This window comes from Lelliottia sp. EB106-05-01-XG201 (assembly GCF_058791735.1).
Genome location: NZ_JBYTDV010000001.1, coordinates 4329982 through 4347081 on the forward strand (window position 1 = coordinate 4329982; position 17100 = coordinate 4347081).

Genomic DNA, 17100 nt, shown 5'->3' on the forward strand with positions numbered 1-17100 from the left:
TTTTGCCGGGTGGCGGCTTCGCCTTACCCGGCCTACAAAACCTGAACGATCTTCTTCACTGCACTCGCAAAACGGTTCATGCCGTCGTCGATATCCTGGCTCTCCACCACCAGCGACGGCGCAAAGCGCATCACGTCTGGCCCCGCATTGAGCACCATCACCCCTTCGTGGGCAGCGGCGTGGAGGAAATCACGCGCGCGGCCTTTGTACTGCGGTTTCAGCTCCGCACCAACCAGCAGCCCCATGCCGCGAATATCGCTGAACACATCATACTGGGCGTCGATCTGCTGAAGATGCTGCACAAACTGCTCACGCTTCGCGCTCACACCGTTCAGCACTTCAGGGGTATTGATGATATCAAACGCCGCCCCGGCGATAGCGCACGCCAGCGGGTTGCCGCCGTAGGTAGAACCATGCGAACCGACGTGGAAGGCCGACGCGATCTCCTGCGTGGTCAACACCGCGCTTACCGGGAAACCGCCGCCGAGCGCTTTGGCACTGGTGAGAATATCCGGCGTCACGCCGTAGTGCATATAGGCGAACAGATCGCCGGTACGCCCCATGCCGCTCTGCACTTCATCAAACACCAGCAGCGCCTGATGCTCGTCGCACAGCTCGCGCAGGCCTTTCAGGAACTCCGGCGTCGCGGCCATCACGCCGCCCTCGCCCTGGATTGGCTCAACCACCACCGCGCAGGTGTGATCGTCCATCACCGCTTTCACGGCGTGCAGATCGTTAAACGGCACGTGGATGATATCAGCCGGTTTCGGGCCGAAACCGTCGGAATACTTCGGCTGCCCGCCCACGGAAACGGTGAAAAGCGAACGACCGTGGAAGGCGTTATGGAAGGCGATAATCTTAGTTTTGTACGGGCTATGACGCGTGGAGGCGTAGTAGCGCGCCAGTTTGAAAGCCGTTTCATTGGCTTCGGTGCCGGAGTTCATGAACAGCACGCGCTCGGCAAAGGTGGCGTCAATGATCTTACGGCCCAGGCGGAGCGCCGGTTCGTTGGTAAACACGTTGCTGGTGTGCCACAGGGTTTCACCCTGGGTTTTCAGGGCTTCCACCAGCGCCGGATGGCAGTGCCCCAGCGCCGTCACCGCAATCCCGCCCGCGAAATCAACGTACTCTTTGCCCTGTTGATCCCAAACCCGACTGCCTTTCCCTTTCACGGGGATAAACTCCGCCGGTGCATAAATCGGCAGAATCACTTCATCGAATGTTGCGCGCGTAATTGCAGGTTGTTCAGTTGCCATGTCATGCCCGTCCGTTTTATGTCACAGTTCGCGTGAAAATATAATCACAAAATATGCATAAAAAATCACAGCAAGGCAATAAAAATTCAGCGATGGAGGAAATTGGCCAGAAGTTCGTGGCCCTGCTCGCTCAGAATGCTCTCCGGGTGGAACTGCACCCCTTCGAGATCCCACTCGCGATGGCGAATGCCCATGATCTGCTGAGTATCGCTCCAGGCGGTGACTTCAAAACAATCGGGAAGCGTGGGCGGGTCGATGACCAGAGAGTGATAGCGCGTGACCATCAGCGGATTATTCAGCCCGCGAAACACGCCGGTTCCGGTGTGCGTGACAGGTGAGGTTTTGCCGTGCATCACTCGTTCGGCGCGGACGATGGTCGCCCCGAACACCTGAGCGATAGCCTGATGCCCGAGACAGACGCCGAGGATCGGCAGTTTTCCGGAGTAGTGGCGGATAACATCCAGCGAAATGCCCGACTCATCGGGCGTGCAGGGTCCCGGTGAAATGACGATTTTCTGCGGGGCCAGCGCGTCGATATCAGCCAGCGTAATGTCGTCGTTACGCCGGACGATCACCTCTGCCCCCAGTTCACAAAAGTACTGGTAAAGGTTCCAGGTAAAGGAATCGTAGTTATCAATCAGCAGGATCATGGCGGCTCCGGGACAAAAATAGCCGCCCTATTCTACTCAGTTTCCCGCGCTTCGCTCACTACTTTGGCAAAGATGGCGGTGAGCGCGGTCAAATCGCCCATCGCCCCGCTCTGGTTAGCCGCCGCCCATTCGTCCGGGTCGATGCCTCGCCAACTCAGCTGATAGCCCGCATGGATCGCCAGTTGCTCGAAGAAGACGCGCTGGGCGATGCCGTTGCCAATGCGGAACGGGTGCAGAACGTTGATCTCACAGTAGTAGTGGCTGAGACGAGCAATAAATTCCTCGCGCTCGAGACCCACCAGATAGCCTTCCTCTTCCAAATCCTGCATCAGGGCGTTGCCCTCTTTTTCGATATAGGCGAAGTGGCAAAAACGGGTGTCGCCCTGGTAGATATCGACCTCACGGATTGCTCCGGCCCAGCTGAAAATATCCTGATACAGGTGGCGATGAATGGCGCAGAGATGCGGCAAACCGCGCGCCGGAGGGCCGAGAGGCAGCGTAGCGGCACGCAGCGCCGTCAGTTCGTAAGAGGCCTGCGCCAGTCGCTCCGCCTGGCGGATACTGAGCGCATTGCGCATCACATTCAGGCCGGGATAGAGGTACGGGTCGCGGTCATCGCCAATTTTATCGCTCATAGTGCCTCCTGAGTTCCTCAAGACGCACTTCAGCTTCCTGCGCGCTGAGCGTGACTAACGGGCTGTCGACCCCTTCGAGGCGTCGGCTGGCCTGGAAATTGGCATTTCGCTGTTGCTCCCAGAGACGGGACTTTTGTTTATCGGTGAGTTTTTTCACTTAACGCCTCCCTGAATGTGTCCGTTTGCCACAAGTATAAGCAGCAAACTGCGCTTTCGCAGGGAGGAGCAAGCAATGCGGGCGAGGAGACCCGCAGAGGAGAAACTTACGGCAGCACTTTTGCGGAGAGGATAACGACCGGTTTTGTCGGAACATTTTGGTAAGGACCGACGTCATGGGTCTGCACCTGAGAGATCTTATCAGCCACGTCCATCCCTTTCACAACTTTACCGAATACCGCATAACCAAAATCACGCTGGCCGTGATCGAGGAAGGCGTTGTCGGCCACGTTCAGGAAGAACTGGCTGGTCGCGCTGTCTTTATCCGCGGTGCGCGCCATAGAGATGGTGCCGCGGGTATTGCGCAGGCCGTTGTCGGCTTCGTTTTTGATCGGCGCGTTAGGCTGTTTCTGCTGCATCTGTTCGTTGAAGCCGCCGCCCTGGAGCATAAAGCCCGGGATCACGCGGTGGAAAGTGGTGTTGTTATAGAAACCACTGTTCACGTAGTCGAGGAAGTTCTTCACAGAAACAGGAGCTTTCTGGCTGTTCAGTTCCAGCTCAATATTCCCGGCAGAGGTTGTCAGCAAAACATGGGGATCACCTTTCGCTGCCAGAACAGCAGGAGAGACAGCAGAAAGTGCAAACACAGCTGCGACAGCCGCCAGAGTTGATTTGAGCATGAGAATTCCTTAAGAAAGCGCAGTAAATAAGGCAAGTGCCTTGATTCTAAAGAGCAGTATGGACGGAGGCCAGCCTTTTACCTAATTTTACGAATTTGAAACAGTTGTAACCGGCCAATCAGTTGAATCCAGGGGGTAAAAAGGTGATTTACCTCATAAGAAAAATTGCAACGAGGATCATAATTTTCAGAAAAGATTTAAATAGATCACTTTAATGACTAAAATCTGCCCGCACTCGGCGCGGTCAACGCGCTTTACGTACCTAAATAAGGCAGACATGACTAACAGCAATCGCATCAAGCTCACATGGATCAGCTTCTTCTCCTACGCCCTCACCGGCGCACTGGTGATCGTCACCGGGATGGTAATGGGCAATATTGCCGATTATTTCCAGTTACCGGTTTCCAGCATGAGCAACACCTTTACCTTCCTGAACGCCGGGATCCTGATCTCTATCTTCTTAAACGCCTGGCTGATGGAAATCGTGCCGCTGAAAACGCAGCTGCGTTTCGGCTTTGTGCTGATGGTCGCCGCCGTGGCGGGTCTGATGGTCAGCCACAGCATCGCCCTGTTCTCGGCGTCGATGTTCGTACTCGGCCTGGTCAGCGGGATCACCATGTCCATCGGGACCTTCCTGATTACCCATATGTATGAAGGCCGCCAGCGTGGCGCGCGTCTGCTGTTCACCGACTCGTTCTTCAGCATGGCGGGGATGATCTTCCCGATGGTTGCCGCCGTTCTGCTGGCGCGCAGCATCGAGTGGTACTGGGTTTATGCCTGTATCGGCCTGGTGTACGTGGCGATCTTTATTCTGACCTTCGGCTGTGATTTCCCGGTGCTGGGCAAAAAAGCCGAGCAGAGTGCCGAGCCGGTGGTGAAAGAGAAATGGGGCATCGGCGTGCTGTTCCTCTCCATTGCGGCCCTGTGCTACATCCTTGGCCAACTGGGCTTTATCTCCTGGGTGCCGGAATACGCTAAAGGTCTGGGCATGAGCCTGAACGACGCGGGTAAACTGGTGAGCGATTTCTGGATGTCGTACATGTTCGGCATGTGGGCATTTAGCTTCATCCTGCGCTTCTTCGATCTGCAGCGCATTCTGACCGTGCTGGCAGGCCTGGCGACCGTGCTGATGTATCTGTTCATTACCGGATCACCGGAGCATATGCCGTGGTTCATCCTGACCCTCGGCTTCTTCTCCAGCGCGATTTACACCTCGATCATTACGCTCGGCTCCCTGCAAACCAAAGTGGCGTCGCCGAAGCTGGTCAACTTCGTGCTGACCTGCGGGACCATCGGCACCATGCTGACCTTCGTGGTGACCGGCCCGATCGTCGCCCACAGCGGTCCGCTGGCGGCCCTGCACACGGCAAACGGCCTGTACGCGGTAGTGTTCGTGATGTGTCTGATTCTGGGCTTTGTGACCCGCCACCGTCAGCACAACACGGCAGCGGCTTCTCACTAAGTCCCTATGCCCCTTTGCTACCGGCGAAGGGGCTGTTTCGGGTAAAGTTCACTTCCTCTCCTCCGCTATCCGTCTGGATCCACGTCTGTGCCAGCTGCGTGGTGGCAATCACCCTTCCCTGACGAATCGACCAGCGCACCGGCACCTGGCAGCGCACCGCTTCAAACCCACTCTCCGCAGGCAAAATAATCAGATTCGCCGGATTGCCCGTTTCGATCCCGTAATCCGTCAGGCCAAAGGTTCTGGCGCTGTTGTGGGTGATCAGGTTGAGACCGCTGTCGATCTGCCCATAGCCCATCATCTGACAGACGTGCAGCCCCATGTGCAGCACCTGCAGCATATTGCCCGTACCCAGCGGATACCACGGGTCAAAGACGTCATCATGGCCGAAGCAGACGTTGATGCCTGCCTCCTGCAGCTCCTTCACGCGAGTGATACCGCGGCGCTTCGGATAGTCGTCAAAGCGTCCCTGCAGATGAACATTCACCAGCGGGTTAGCGACAAAGTTGATGTTGGACATCTTCAGCAGGCGGAACAGGCGCGAGGTGTACGCCCCGTTGTAGGAGTGCATCGCCGTGGTGTGGCTGGCGGTCACGCGATGGCCGATGCCCGCCTCGTACGCCAGGGTGGCGACGGTTTCGACGAAGCGCGACTGCTCGTCGTCGATCTCATCGCAGTGAATATCCAGCGGACGGTCATATTTCTTCGCCAGCTCGAAAGCGATGTGCAGAGACTGGACGCCATACTCGCGAGTGAATTCAAAGTGTGGGATTGCCCCGACCACATCCGCGCCCAGTTTTAATGCCTCTTCCAGCAGCGCCGCGCCGTTGGGATAAGAGAGAATTCCCTCCTGCGGGAAGGCGACGATTTGCAGCGTCACCCAGGGCGCGACTTCCTGTTTCACCTCCAGCATCGCTTTCAGGGCGGTGAGCGTCGGGTCGGAGACATCCACGTGGGTGCGCACGAACTGGATGCCGTTGGCAATTTGCCATTTCAGCGTCTTCCACGCGCGGACTTTGACGTCTTCGTGACTCAGGAGCGCCTTACGCTCTGCCCAGCGCTCGATGCCTTCAAACAGCGTGCCGGACTGGTTCCAGCTGGGTTCGCCCGCAGTCTGGGTCGTATCGAGATGAATATGCGGCTCGATAAACGGCGGGATCGCCAGCCCGCCGCGGGCGTTGAGCACTTCGTAGCTTTCGTCGTGCGCGTCGCTCATCGGGGTGATCTCAGCAAAACGGCCATTCTCGATGCCGATCTGCCATAACCCTTCCCGGCCCGGTAACCGAACATTCTGAACGAGCCAAAGTGGTGTTGTCGTCATACCTTTCTCCCGAAAAACGCGGCTGAAATTAAGGGGTACGTCATCTTAATCATTAGGCCCCTAATTTGTATAGAAAATAGACGCTCGCGAAAAGCGTGCTATTTCCGAGACTTATAAAAATCCTGACAAATCAGCGATATACCCACTAAGGGGTAGTTAAAGGCGTATTTGATTTGTATCAATAAGCGCCCCTGCTGAATCGTTAAGGTAGGCAGTAATAGAAAAGAAATCGAGGCAAAAATGAGCAAAGTCAGACTCGCTATTATTGGTAACGGCATGGTCGGCCACCGCTTTATTGAGGATCTTCTCGATAAAGCTGACGCTGCCCAGTTCGATATTACCGTCTTCTGTGAAGAACCCCGTCAAGCATACGATCGTGTCCACCTCTCTTCCTACTTCTCCCATCACACCGCTGAAGAACTTTCTCTGGTGCGTGAAGGTTTCTACGAGAAGCATGGCGTCAAAGTGCTGGTGGGCGAGCGCGCCATCACCATCAACCGCCAGGAAAAGGTGATCCACTCCAGTGCCGGACGGACCGTTTTTTACGATAAGTTGATCATGGCGACTGGCTCTTACCCGTGGATCCCGCCTATCAAGGGCTCGGAAACACAGGATTGCTTCGTTTATCGTACCATTGAAGACCTCAAAGCGATCGAATCCTGCGCGCGTCGCAGTAAACGCGGCGCGGTCGTCGGCGGCGGTCTGCTCGGCCTCGAAGCGGCAGGCGCGCTGAAAAACTTAGGTGTCGAAACCCACGTCATCGAATTTGCCCCGATGCTGATGGCCGAACAGCTCGACCATATGGGCGGCGATCAGCTGCGCCGTAAGATCGAGAGCATGGGTGTGAAAGTTCACACCAGCAAAAATACCAAAGAGATCGTTCAGGAAGGCACCGAAGCGCGTAAAACCATGCGCTTCGCCGACGGCAGCGAGCTGGAAGTGGACTTCATCGTCTTCTCCACCGGTATCCGTCCACGCGACAAAATGGCGACCCAGTGCGGTCTGGCCGTGGCGCAGCGCGGCGGGATCATGATTAACGACTCCTGTCAGACCTCCGACCCGGACATCTACGCCATCGGCGAATGCGCCAGCTGGAGCAACCGCGTGTACGGCCTCGTGGCACCAGGCTACAAAATGGCGCAGGTCGCCGTGGACCACATCCTCGGTAACGAAAATGCCTTCACCGGCGCGGACATGAGCGCCAAGCTGAAACTGCTCGGCGTAGACGTCGGCGGGATCGGCGATGCACACGGTCGCACGCCGGGCTGTCGCAGCTACGTGTACCTCGACGAAAGCAAAGAGGTCTACAAACGTCTGATTGTCAGCCAGGACAACAAAACCCTGCTGGGTGCGGTGCTGGTGGGCGATACCACGGATTTCGGCAACCTGCTGCAGCTGGTCCTGAACGCCATCGAGCTGCCGGAAAACCCGGACGCGCTGATCCTGCCTGCTCATGCCTCCAGTGGCAAACCGTCTATCGGCGTGGATAAACTGCCGGACAGCGCGCAGATCTGCTCCTGCTTCGACGTGACCAAAGGCATGCTGATCTCCGCGATCAACAAAGGCTGCCACACCGTTGCGGCGCTGAAAGCCGAAACCAAAGCCGGGACCGGCTGCGGCGGCTGTATTCCGCTGGTGACTCAGGTGCTGAACGCCGAACTGGCGAAACAGGGCATCGAAGTGAACAACAACCTGTGTGAGCACTTCTCTTACTCACGTCAGGAGATTTACCACCTGATCCGCGTGGAAGGCATCAAAACCTTCGACGAGCTGCTGCAGAAACACGGCCAGGGCTACGGGTGCGAAGTGTGTAAACCGACCGTCGGTTCCCTGCTCGCCTCCTGCTGGAACGACTACATCCTGAAGCCAGAGCACACGCCGCTGCAGGACACCAACGACAATTTCCTCGCCAACATCCAGAAAGACGGCACCTACTCCGTGATCCCACGCTCTGCCGGTGGCGAAATCACCCCGGAAGGTCTGGTGGCCGTTGGCCGCGTGGCGCGCGAATTTAACCTGTACACCAAAATCACCGGTTCCCAGCGTATCGGTCTGTTTGGTGCGCAGAAAGATGACCTGCCGGAAATCTGGCGTCAGCTGATCGAAGCGGGCTTCGAAACCGGCCACGCGTATGCCAAAGCGCTGCGTATGGCAAAAACCTGCGTGGGCAGCACCTGGTGCCGTTACGGCGTGGGCGACAGCGTGGGCTTCGGCGTTGAGCTGGAAAACCGCTACAAAGGTATTCGTACCCCGCACAAAATGAAGTTCGGCGTCTCCGGCTGTACCCGTGAATGTGCGGAAGCACAGGGCAAAGACGTGGGGATTATCGCCACCGAGAAAGGCTGGAACCTGTACGTCTGTGGTAACGGCGGGATGAAACCGCGTCACGCCGACCTGCTGGCCGCCGATCTTGACCGCGAAACGCTGCTGAAATACCTCGACCGCTTCATGATGTTCTACATTCGTACCGCCGACAAACTGACCCGTACCGCCTCCTGGCTGGATAACCTGGAAGGTGGCATCGAGTATCTGAAATCGGTCATCATCGACGACAAACTCGGTCTGAACGAGCATCTGGAAGAAGAGATTGCCCGCCTGCGCGAGGCGGTGATTTGCGAGTGGACGGAAACCGTCAACACGCCAGCCGCACAGGTGCGCTTCAAACACTTTATCAACAGCACCCAGCGCGATCCGAACGTCCAGGTGGTGCCTGAGCGCGAACAGCATCGTCCGGCCACGCCGTACGAGCGCATTCCGGTGACTCTGGTGGAGGAAAACGTATGAGCCAGTGGGTAAACATCTGCAAAATCGACGACATCATTCCGGCAACTGGCGTTTGTGCACTGCTGGGTAACGAGCACGTGGCAATCTTCCGCCCGCGCCACGATGAACAGGTTTTCGCCATCAGCAACATCGACCCGTTCTTTGAGGCCAGCGTGTTGTCTCGCGGCCTGATCGCTGAACATCAGGGCGAACTGTGGGTTGCCAGCCCGCTGAAAAAGCAGCGTTTTCGTCTCACTGACGGACACTGCATGGAAGATGAAAGTCATTCCGTGAAGCATTACGACGTCCGCGTCAAAGACGGCCAGGTGCAGCTGAAAGGCTAAACCATCACGGGAGGCGCAACGCCTCCCGTGAGCGTCACCAATTTCTGTATGACTTTTGTCGTTACGGGTATGCTACTCAAAAAGCGGAGCGTCCGACTCCGGTAATCATCGCAATTGTTCACCCCTGAGAGGTAATGTCGTGGATCACCTGCCGATTTTCTGTCAATTACGCAACCGCGACTGCCTGCTGGTGGGCGGTGGCGATGTCGCTGAACGCAAAGCGCGCCTGCTGTTAGAGGCCGGTGCCCGACTGACGGTGAACGCCCTCGCCTTCGACCCGCAGTTTACCGTCTGGGCGCAGGAAGGGATGCTGACGCTGGTGCAGGGCGAGTTCGACGAAACGCTGCTCGACACCTGCTGGCTGACCATCGCCGCGACGGATAATGACGCAGTGAACCAGCGCGTGAGCGATGCCTGTGAAACCCGCCGCATATTCTGCAACGTGGTCGATGCGCCGAAAGAAGCCAGCTTTATCATGCCGTCGATTATCGACCGCTCGCCGCTGATGGTGGCCGTGTCGTCCGGCGGGACCTCCCCGGTGCTGGCCCGTTTGCTGCGCGAAAAACTGGAAGCGATTTTGCCTCAGCATCTTGGTCAGGTCGCCCACTACGCGGGGCAGCTGCGTTCACGAGTGAAGAAAACTTTCGCCACCGTGGGTGAACGCCGTCGCTTCTGGGAAAAATTCTTCGTCAACGATCGCCTGGCGCAGTCGCTGGCGAATCAGGATCAGAAAGCGATTGAAGAGAGCACCGAGCGTCTGCTGACCGAGCCGCTGGACCATCGCGGTGAAGTGGTGCTGGTCGGCGCAGGGCCGGGTGACGCGGGTTTACTGACCCTGAAGGGGCTGCAGCAGATCCAGCAGGCGGATATCGTGGTCTACGATCGCCTGGTCTCCGATGACATTATGAATCTGGTGCGCCGCGACGCCGATCGCGTCTTCGTCGGCAAGCGCGCCGGATATCACTGCGTACCGCAGGAGGAGATCAACCAGATCCTGCTGCGCGAAGCGCAAAAAGGGAAACGTGTGGTGCGCCTCAAGGGCGGCGATCCCTTTATCTTTGGACGCGGTGGCGAAGAGCTGGAAACCCTGTGTAACGCGGGCATTCCGTTCTCCGTCGTTCCCGGTATTACGGCTGCATCTGGCTGCTCGGCCTACTCCGGTATTCCGCTGACGCATCGTGATTACGCCCAGAGCGTACGCCTGGTGACGGGCCACCTGAAAACCGGCAGCGAGCTGGACTGGCATAACCTGGCTGCTGAAAAACAGACGCTGGTGTTCTACATGGGGCTGAACCAGGCGGCGACCATTCAGGAAAAACTGCTGGAACACGGGATGCAAAGCGATATGCCGGTGGCGCTGGTGGAAAACGGCACCGCCATCAAACAGCGCGTCGTGAGCGGCGTGCTGACAGAGTTGGGCGAACTGGCGCAGCAGGTCGAAAGCCCGGCGCTGATTATTGTCGGCCGCGTGGTCGAGCTGCGCGAGAAGCTGAACTGGTTCTCAAACCATTAATTTCCCTGCATAATCTCTCTTCAAAGAGTAGTCCTTAACTGGACTACTCCCGTCTGACGCCTGCCGATAACATACCGCCTGCGCAATGGATTTTTCCATTATTCCCTCGTTGTACATCCAAAAGAAATGCTCCATTACAAGGAAAGTGTATGTTTAAACTGGCAAAGGCCGCGGTTTTAGTGGGCCTGTTATCGACTTTGACGGCTTGCACCGGTCACGTTCAAAATACCAAAAACACCTGTAGCTACGACTACTTCCTGCACCCGGCGATCTCGATCTCTAAAATGATCGGCGGCTGCGGCCCGGCGGCGGAACAGCCGTAAGCCTTTTGCAGGTACAAAAAAAAACCGGGAAATTCCCGGTTTTTTTTATGGGTGGGGTGCGGTTTTTATGCCGGGTGGCGCTAGCGCTTACCCGGCCTACATATGTGTTTCGTAGGCCGGGTAAGCGCTAGCGCCACCCGGCAATAGCATTAAGGCTTACCCACAAACCCAATCGCCTGATACACCGCTTTCAGGGTTTCAGACGCACGTGCGCTGGCTTTGTCCGCGCCGTCGCGCATCACCTGGTTCAGGAAAGCTTCGTCATTACGGAAACGGTGATAGCGCTCCTGCAGGTCGGTCAGCATGCCGGAAACGGCGTCAGCCACTTCACCCTTCAGATGACCATACATTTTGCCTTCGAAGTGCTGCTCGAGCTCAGGAATGCTCTGCCCGGTGACGCCGGAGAGGATATCCAGCAGGTTGGAAACCCCCGCTTTGTTCTGCACGTCGTAGCGCACGACAGGCGGCTCGTCGGAATCGGTCACCGCACGCTTGAGCTTTTTAACCACCGCTTTCGGATCTTCCAGCAGGCCGATCACGTTGTTGCGGTTATCGTCAGACTTGGACATCTTCTTGGTCGGCTCAAGCAGGGACATCACGCGCGCGCCAGATTTCGGAATGAACGGCTCTGGCACTTTGAAGATATCGCCGTAAATGGCGTTGAAGCGCTGGGCGATATCGCGGCTCAGCTCCAGATGCTGTTTCTGGTCTTCACCCACCGGCACCTGGTTGGTCTGATACAGCAGAATGTCAGCCGCCATCAGCACCGGGTAGTCAAACAGACCGGCGTTGATGTTTTCGGAGTAGCGTGCGGATTTGTCTTTGAACTGAGTCATGCGGCTCAGCTCACCGAAATAGGTGTAGCAGTTCAGCGCCCAGCCCAGCTGAGCATGTTCTGGCACGTGAGACTGTACGAAGATGGTGCTTTTCTCAGGATCGATACCGCAGGCCAGGTACAGCGCCAGCGTATCCAGCGTCGCTTTGCGCAGTTTCTCAGGATCCTGACGCGCGGTAATCGCGTGTAAATCCACGATGCAGTAGATGCAGTGATAATCATCCTGCATGTTGACCCACTGACGTAACGCACCCATGTAGTTACCAATGGTCAATTCACCTGAAGGCTGTGCGCCACTAAATACGATGGGCTTAGTCATTTTTCGATTCCTGATGTTCACTGTGCGAAAGCCCGAGTGCGGGCAGTAAATCTTTGAAGTGATCGAACACCACGTCCGGCTCACTCAGCGTGATGGCTTCACCGTAGTTGTAGCCGTAGGTTAAGCCGACGGAAGGAGACCCTGCCGCTTTGGCCGCCAGAATATCATTACGCGAATCGCCGACAAAGAGCAGCTGTTCAGGCGCTAATGACAGTTTTCCGGCCACCAGTAAGATCGGTTCCGGGTGCGGCTTTTTGTTCTGGACGTCATCGCCACCGACGATCACGGAGAAGTACTTCGCGATGTCGAGCGCTTCAAGCAACGGGGCGACAAACGGCGTCGGTTTGTTGGTCACCAGCGCCAGCGGCATGCCGCTGGAATGCAAGGCGCTCAGGGTTTCGACCACATCCGGGAACAGGAAACTGCCCTCTTCCACCGTCTCTTCATAGTAACGGTCGAACAACTTACGCAGGACGCGCAGCTGTTCGTCCTGCGGGATATCCGCATGGTCAACGCCGGGTTTGCCCTGCGCAGAGCGCAAAATCGCCCGCTCCTGACGCGCCCATGTCAGGGCACGTTCCATCAGCACGTCTGCGCCGTTACCGATCCAGGTCACCACGCGTTCTTCACCAGCGACCGGCAGTTCCAGCGCATACAGCGCCTGATCCACGGCGCTGGTTAAACCTGGCGCGCTGTCTACCAGCGTACCATCGAGGTCAAACGCCACACCCCGAATTGCCTGCAACTTATTCATGACTTACCTTTGCCAGTTCACCGCGCATTTCATCGATGACTTTTTTGTAATCCGGTTGGCCGAAAATCGCTGAGCCGGCCACGAACATATCCGCGCCCGCTGCCGCGATTTCGCCGATATTATCCACCTTCACGCCGCCATCCACTTCCAGGCGAATGTCATACCCAGACACATCAATACGACGGCGCACTTCGCGAAGTTTCTCCAGCGTCTGAGGAATGAAGGACTGGCCGCCAAAGCCTGGATTCACGGACATCAGCAGGATCACATCAAGCTTATCCATTACGTAATCGAGATAGCTGAGCGGGGTCGCCGGGTTAAACACCAGGCCCGCTTTACAGCCGCTTTCTTTAATCAGCTGCAGCGTGCGATCGACGTGCTCGGAGGCTTCGGGATGGAAGGTAATGATGCTGGCACCGGCTGCGGCAAAATCCGGCACGATGCGATCGACCGGCTTCACCATCAGGTGAACGTCAATCGGAGCGGTGATGCCATAGTTACGCAGCGCTTTCAGGACCATCGGGCCGATGGTCAGGTTAGGCACGTAGTGGTTGTCCATCACGTCGAAGTGGACCACATCCGCGCCCGCGGCTAACGCTTTGGCCGTGTCTTCACCCAGGCGGGCAAAATCGGCCGACAGAATTGAGGGAGCAATCAAAAACTGTTTCATCCGCATCTCCTTGAAATGTAGTTACCGGCGGGCGAAACGGCTCAGGGGCGATAAAGCGCCAGCAGTTCGTCCACCTTTTTACGCGTGCCGCCGTTGCTGCTGATGCTGCGCCGCACTTTAAGCTGAATACGATCGTTCGCCGCTTTGTACCACTCGCGCGTATCCGGCGTGTCGTGGTTCGAAATTAACACCGTGATTTGCTTACTGACCAGCTTTTCCGCCATTTCTGCCAGATGCGCCTGCTCTTTCGGGCTGAAGCTGTTGGTGTGATAGGCGGTAAAGTTTGCAGTCGCCGAGAGCGGGGCGTACGGCGGATCGCAATAGACCACGGAGTCCGCATTGGCCATTTCCATGCACTTCTCATAAGAGATGCAGTGGAATTCCGCTTTCTGCGCCTTTTCGGCGAAGTGCTGCAACTCGGCCAGCGGGAAGTATGGGCGCTTGTAGCGACCAAACGGCACGTTGAACTCACCCTTCAGGTTGTACCTGCACAGGCCATTGTAGCCATGACGATTCAGATACAGGAACAACTGCGCCCGGCGGAATGGATCCGTGCTCTGGTTAAACTCGGCGCGATATTGATAGTAAGCGTCCGGGTTATTGTTCTCTGGAGTAAAGAGCTCACGCGCCGCATCGATGTACTCATCGGTTTGAGTCTTGACGATGTTGTAGAGGGTAATGAGATCGCTGTTGATATCCGCGAGGATATAGCGAGAAAAGTCGGTGTTCAGGAACACCGACCCAGCGCCCACAAAGGGCTCGATAAGACACTCGCCTTTCGGCAGGTGTTTATTAATGTCGTCGAGCAGGGGGTATTTCCCCCCTGCCCATTTTAGAAAAGCGCGATTTTTTTTCATGCTGACTAACTGATTACACCTTCTCCGGCTGTGGAAAAAGCTCCGACAGCATCCTGCGCTTTAACCATTACTTCAAATCAGCCTGAACCTGATGAATCGGTTTCGCCCACGGGTTTTTCGCCTGAACATCCGCAGGTAACGTCGCTACTGCGCGTTTCGCTTCGTCTTTAGAGGCGTACACGCCGCTTACCAGCACATACCAGGGTTGTCCGTTACGGGTCGTCTGATAAACCACATAGTTTTTCAGATTGGATTTCTTCGCCCAGCCGTTCAGGTTGTCGTAGCTCGACGAGCTGCTCAACTGAAGCGTGTAGTTGCTGGATGGCGCAGATTTCAGTGAACCGACGTTGCCCGCCGTTTTACCGGCTGTCGCCGCGCTGGCCGTTGCCGTCGCCGCTGGTGCGGTGGTCGCTGCTGGCGCGGTGGTTGTAGCCTTCGGAGCCGTCGTCGTCGCAGCAGGCGCTTTCACGGCTGCGGTTTCGGTCTGCTTAGGCTGAGCAACAGGTTTGGTTTCTGGTGCTTTCGCGACTGCCTGCGGTTTGGTTTCACGCTTCGGCTCAATCACAGCCTGTTTGCGTTCCTGACGCGGCGCGGTTTGGGTCTGAGTCTGACGCGGTTTGGTTTCCGTTGCTGCGGTTTGCGGTTGTGCCGCACCGCCGCGAATCGGAGCCACGGTTGCAGGCTCGGTTGGCAGCGTGGAGCTAGCCACCACGTTGTTCACCTGATCCTGGCTCTGAGGCTGAGTCAATGCGTTGTTCAGATCGCCCTGAACTTCAACACGCTGTTGGCCTTCAGGCGCGGCAGGAGCCTGGCCCTGAGTTGGCGTCGAGGAAACCGGCGGCAAGGAGACATCCTGCGGCGCATTAGCGGTCTGACCCGCAGTCTGCTCAGCAGAAGTCGTACCCGGCGCAGGCTGCGCGCCATTGGCCTGATCGGCAGCATCATTCCCCGAAAGACTAATGCTCTTTTCGGCGGAAGGGGTCTGCTCAGTGGAATTTGTTGACGGTGCTTTAAGCGCGGAACCGATGCCGATAATCAACAGCAGCAGGACAAACACGCCAAGGCCCATCATGATGTACTGACGGGAAGCCGGTTTTTTGGCTACCGCTTTACGTTTGCGCGGGCGACGCTCTACAGGCTCTTCGTCCATTGAATCTTCTTCGGACTCATAACCCTCTTCTTCTTCTCGCTCATCACGCGCATTGCGGCTACGTGACGGACGACGATCGTCTGCATCCAGGTCAACATCGTCAAAGTTGATCTGCGGCTCGTTATCACGTTCTGAAGATTGACGAGAACGACCAGTACGACGATCGCTGGGATCGGGTTTCAGCTCGTCTTCTGGTTTGAATTCATCCATTTAACACCCCACTCAAAGGCTCATGCTTACGACGTTGCATTGCACCTGAATCTAAATAGCTACCTTTGACAGTAGCCAGACCTTTCTAGTTGTTACGCCTGCTGGCAATCAGCAATCGCGCCAAGAACCACTTCGTGCGACACTCCGCCGCGCATTTCACTCTTCCCTATTGCCAGCGGGAGAATCAACCGCATCTCGCCAGCCAATACTTTTTTATCACGCATCATGTGGGGTAAATACGCCTGCGAAGACATTTCGCGTGGTCCCGTCACCGGTAAACCCGCGCGCTCCAGCAGCGTGATGATACGTTGAGTCTCTTCTTTGGTGAACTGACCCAAACGTTCGGAGGTGCGAGCAGCCATCACCATGCCTGCAGCGACCGCTTCACCGTGAAGCCAGTTGCCGTAGCCCATTTCGGCTTCAATCGCGTGGCCGAACGTATGCCCCAGATTCAGTAAAGCACGTAAGCCGGTTTCCCGCTCGTCTGCTGCGACGACTTCTGCTTTCAGCTCACAACAACGGCGGATGCAGTACGCCAGTGCCTGACCGTCGAGGTTCAGCAGCGCATCCATGTTCTCTTCCAGCCAGGCGAAGAACTCACCGTCCAGAATAATGCCGTATTTGATCACTTCTGCCAGCCCGGAGGCCAGCTCGCGTTTTGGCAGGGTTTTCAGACAGTCGAGATCCACCACCACCGAAGCCGGCTGGTAGAACGCGCCAATCATGTTTTTGCCAAGCGGGTGATTGACGGCCGTTTTGCCGCCAACAGAGGAATCGACTTGCGATAATAGCGTGGTAGGAATTTGAATAAAACGAACACCACGCTGATAACTTGCCGCGGCAAAACCCGTCAGATCGCCAACAACACCACCGCCTAAGGCAAGGAGTGTCGTATCGCGACCATGCGGTTTTTGCAGTAATGCGGTAAAGACGGTATCGAGTACCGCCAGGCTTTTATACTGCTCGCCATCAGGCAGAATCACACTGTCGACCTTCACACCTGCCTGTTCCAGCAGATGACGAATCTTGTCGAGATAAAGCGGAGCCAAAGTCTCGTTGGTGACAAGCATAGCCTGATCACCCGCTTTCAGTGGTAAGAAGGAAGCTGGATCGTTAAACAAGCCAGCCGCGATGGTGATAGGGTAACTACGTTCCCCGAGAGTAACTGTAATCCTCTCCATGACGCGACATCCACCTTAAAT

At 56.6% G+C, this 17100-nt stretch carries 17 protein-coding genes; 5 read left to right on the plus strand and 12 right to left on the minus strand.

Annotation, left to right across the window (positions count from 1 at the left end; genetic code table 11):
* Positions 1 to 32: 32 nt before the first annotated feature.
* The 5 genes from argD to ppiA form a co-directional block, all read right to left on the minus strand.
* Complete coding sequence (argD, locus tag AC3WS9_RS20320; protein ID WP_492490129.1) at positions 33 to 1256, minus strand: bifunctional acetylornithine/succinyldiaminopimelate transaminase; 1224 nt, start codon at positions 1254 to 1256, stop codon at positions 33 to 35.
* 86 nt (positions 1257 to 1342) lie between these two features.
* The gene (gene pabA / locus AC3WS9_RS20325) at positions 1343 to 1906 is read right to left on the minus strand and encodes an aminodeoxychorismate synthase component 2 (RefSeq protein WP_492490130.1); all 564 of its coding nucleotides are present in this window, start codon (positions 1904 to 1906) and stop codon (positions 1343 to 1345) included.
* Between the two features lie 32 nt (positions 1907 to 1938).
* The gene (locus tag AC3WS9_RS20330) at positions 1939 to 2541 is read right to left on the minus strand and encodes a putative adenosine monophosphate-protein transferase Fic (RefSeq protein WP_282493503.1); all 603 of its coding nucleotides are present in this window, start codon (positions 2539 to 2541) and stop codon (positions 1939 to 1941) included.
* Positions 2531 to 2698, minus strand: coding sequence for a YhfG family protein (locus AC3WS9_RS20335; RefSeq protein WP_095283698.1), 168 nt, complete (start codon positions 2696 to 2698; stop codon positions 2531 to 2533). The genes AC3WS9_RS20330 and AC3WS9_RS20335 overlap by 11 nt, the downstream gene beginning before the upstream one ends.
* 106 nt (positions 2699 to 2804) lie before the next feature.
* The gene (ppiA, locus tag AC3WS9_RS20340) at positions 2805 to 3377 is read right to left on the minus strand and encodes a peptidylprolyl isomerase A (protein WP_095283699.1); all 573 of its coding nucleotides are present in this window, start codon (positions 3375 to 3377) and stop codon (positions 2805 to 2807) included.
* A 277-nt stretch (positions 3378 to 3654) separates the two neighbouring features.
* Between ppiA and tsgA the strand changes: the two genes are divergently transcribed.
* A complete protein-coding gene (gene tsgA / locus AC3WS9_RS20345; protein ID WP_492490131.1) occupies positions 3655 to 4839 on the plus strand; it encodes an MFS transporter TsgA in 1185 nt (394 codons plus the stop codon).
* Between the two features lie 4 nt (positions 4840 to 4843).
* Here the strand turns inward: tsgA and AC3WS9_RS20350 are convergent, their stop codons facing one another.
* Complete coding sequence (locus AC3WS9_RS20350; protein ID WP_492490132.1) at positions 4844 to 6160, minus strand: cytosine deaminase; 1317 nt, start codon at positions 6158 to 6160, stop codon at positions 4844 to 4846.
* A 240-nt stretch (positions 6161 to 6400) separates the two neighbouring features.
* On the opposite strand from AC3WS9_RS20350, the gene nirB reads away from it, so the two are divergent.
* The 4 genes from nirB (at position 6401) to AC3WS9_RS20370 (ending at position 11103) form a co-directional block, all read left to right on the plus strand.
* Positions 6401 to 8944, plus strand: a complete 2544-nt coding sequence (gene nirB, locus AC3WS9_RS20355; RefSeq protein WP_282493506.1) for a nitrite reductase large subunit NirB — start codon at positions 6401 to 6403, stop codon at positions 8942 to 8944.
* Complete coding sequence (nirD, locus tag AC3WS9_RS20360) at positions 8941 to 9267, plus strand: nitrite reductase small subunit NirD (RefSeq protein ID WP_282493507.1); 327 nt, start codon at positions 8941 to 8943, stop codon at positions 9265 to 9267. Before nirB ends, nirD begins: the two co-directional genes overlap by 4 nt.
* A gap of 139 nt (positions 9268 to 9406) precedes the next feature.
* Entirely contained in the window at positions 9407 to 10780 is a 1374-nt protein-coding gene (cysG, locus tag AC3WS9_RS20365; RefSeq protein WP_282493508.1) for a siroheme synthase CysG, read from the plus strand.
* 149 nt (positions 10781 to 10929) lie between these two features.
* Entirely contained in the window at positions 10930 to 11103 is a 174-nt protein-coding gene (locus AC3WS9_RS20370; protein ID WP_282493509.1) for a YhfL family protein, read from the plus strand.
* A 149-nt stretch (positions 11104 to 11252) separates the two neighbouring features.
* On the opposite strand, the gene trpS is transcribed toward AC3WS9_RS20370, so the two are convergent.
* The 6 genes from trpS to aroB form a co-directional block, all read right to left on the minus strand.
* Positions 11253 to 12257: a tryptophan--tRNA ligase gene (trpS, locus tag AC3WS9_RS20375; RefSeq protein WP_282493510.1), complete on the minus strand. Its 1005-nt coding sequence runs from the start codon at positions 12255 to 12257 to the stop codon at positions 11253 to 11255.
* Entirely contained in the window at positions 12250 to 13011 is a 762-nt protein-coding gene (gene gph, locus AC3WS9_RS20380) for a phosphoglycolate phosphatase (RefSeq protein WP_492490133.1), read from the minus strand. Before gph ends, trpS begins: the two co-directional genes overlap by 8 nt.
* Positions 13004 to 13681, minus strand: a complete 678-nt coding sequence (gene rpe / locus AC3WS9_RS20385) for a ribulose-phosphate 3-epimerase (protein ID WP_282493512.1) — start codon at positions 13679 to 13681, stop codon at positions 13004 to 13006. The genes gph and rpe overlap by 8 nt, the downstream gene beginning before the upstream one ends.
* A 41-nt stretch (positions 13682 to 13722) precedes the next feature.
* Positions 13723 to 14538: an adenine-specific DNA-methyltransferase gene (dam, locus tag AC3WS9_RS20390; RefSeq protein WP_282493513.1), complete on the minus strand. Its 816-nt coding sequence runs from the start codon at positions 14536 to 14538 to the stop codon at positions 13723 to 13725.
* A gap of 67 nt (positions 14539 to 14605) precedes the next feature.
* Positions 14606 to 15898, minus strand: coding sequence for a cell division protein DamX (gene damX / locus AC3WS9_RS20395; RefSeq protein WP_285146162.1), 1293 nt, complete (start codon positions 15896 to 15898; stop codon positions 14606 to 14608).
* 92 nt (positions 15899 to 15990) lie between these two features.
* Positions 15991 to 17079, minus strand: coding sequence for a 3-dehydroquinate synthase (gene aroB, locus AC3WS9_RS20400; protein WP_282493515.1), 1089 nt, complete (start codon positions 17077 to 17079; stop codon positions 15991 to 15993).
* Between the last annotated feature and the right edge of the window lie 21 nt (positions 17080 to 17100).

Coding starts and splice junctions, on each gene's coding strand:
- argD (WP_492490129.1), bottom strand. CDS start 1,256: ATGGCAACTGAACAACCTGCAATTACGCGCGCAACATTCGATGAAGTG.
- pabA (WP_492490130.1), bottom strand. CDS start 1,906: ATGATCCTGCTGATTGATAACTACGATTCCTTTACCTGGAACCTTTAC.
- AC3WS9_RS20330 (WP_282493503.1), bottom strand. CDS start 2,541: ATGAGCGATAAAATTGGCGATGACCGCGACCCGTACCTCTATCCCGGC.
- ppiA (WP_095283699.1), bottom strand. CDS start 3,377: ATGCTCAAATCAACTCTGGCGGCTGTCGCAGCTGTGTTTGCACTTTCT.
- tsgA (WP_492490131.1), top strand. CDS start 3,655: ATGACTAACAGCAATCGCATCAAGCTCACATGGATCAGCTTCTTCTCC.
- AC3WS9_RS20350 (WP_492490132.1), bottom strand. CDS start 6,160: ATGACGACAACACCACTTTGGCTCGTTCAGAATGTTCGGTTACCGGGC.
- nirB (WP_282493506.1), top strand. CDS start 6,401: ATGAGCAAAGTCAGACTCGCTATTATTGGTAACGGCATGGTCGGCCAC.
- nirD (WP_282493507.1), top strand. CDS start 8,941: ATGAGCCAGTGGGTAAACATCTGCAAAATCGACGACATCATTCCGGCA.
- AC3WS9_RS20370 (WP_282493509.1), top strand. CDS start 10,930: ATGTTTAAACTGGCAAAGGCCGCGGTTTTAGTGGGCCTGTTATCGACT.
- trpS (WP_282493510.1), bottom strand. CDS start 12,257: ATGACTAAGCCCATCGTATTTAGTGGCGCACAGCCTTCAGGTGAATTG.
- gph (WP_492490133.1), bottom strand. CDS start 13,011: ATGAATAAGTTGCAGGCAATTCGGGGTGTGGCGTTTGACCTCGATGGT.
- rpe (WP_282493512.1), bottom strand. CDS start 13,681: ATGAAACAGTTTTTGATTGCTCCCTCAATTCTGTCGGCCGATTTTGCC.
- dam (WP_282493513.1), bottom strand. CDS start 14,538: ATGAAAAAAAATCGCGCTTTTCTAAAATGGGCAGGGGGGAAATACCCC.
- damX (WP_285146162.1), bottom strand. CDS start 15,898: ATGGATGAATTCAAACCAGAAGACGAGCTGAAACCCGATCCCAGCGAT.
- aroB (WP_282493515.1), bottom strand. CDS start 17,079: ATGGAGAGGATTACAGTTACTCTCGGGGAACGTAGTTACCCTATCACC.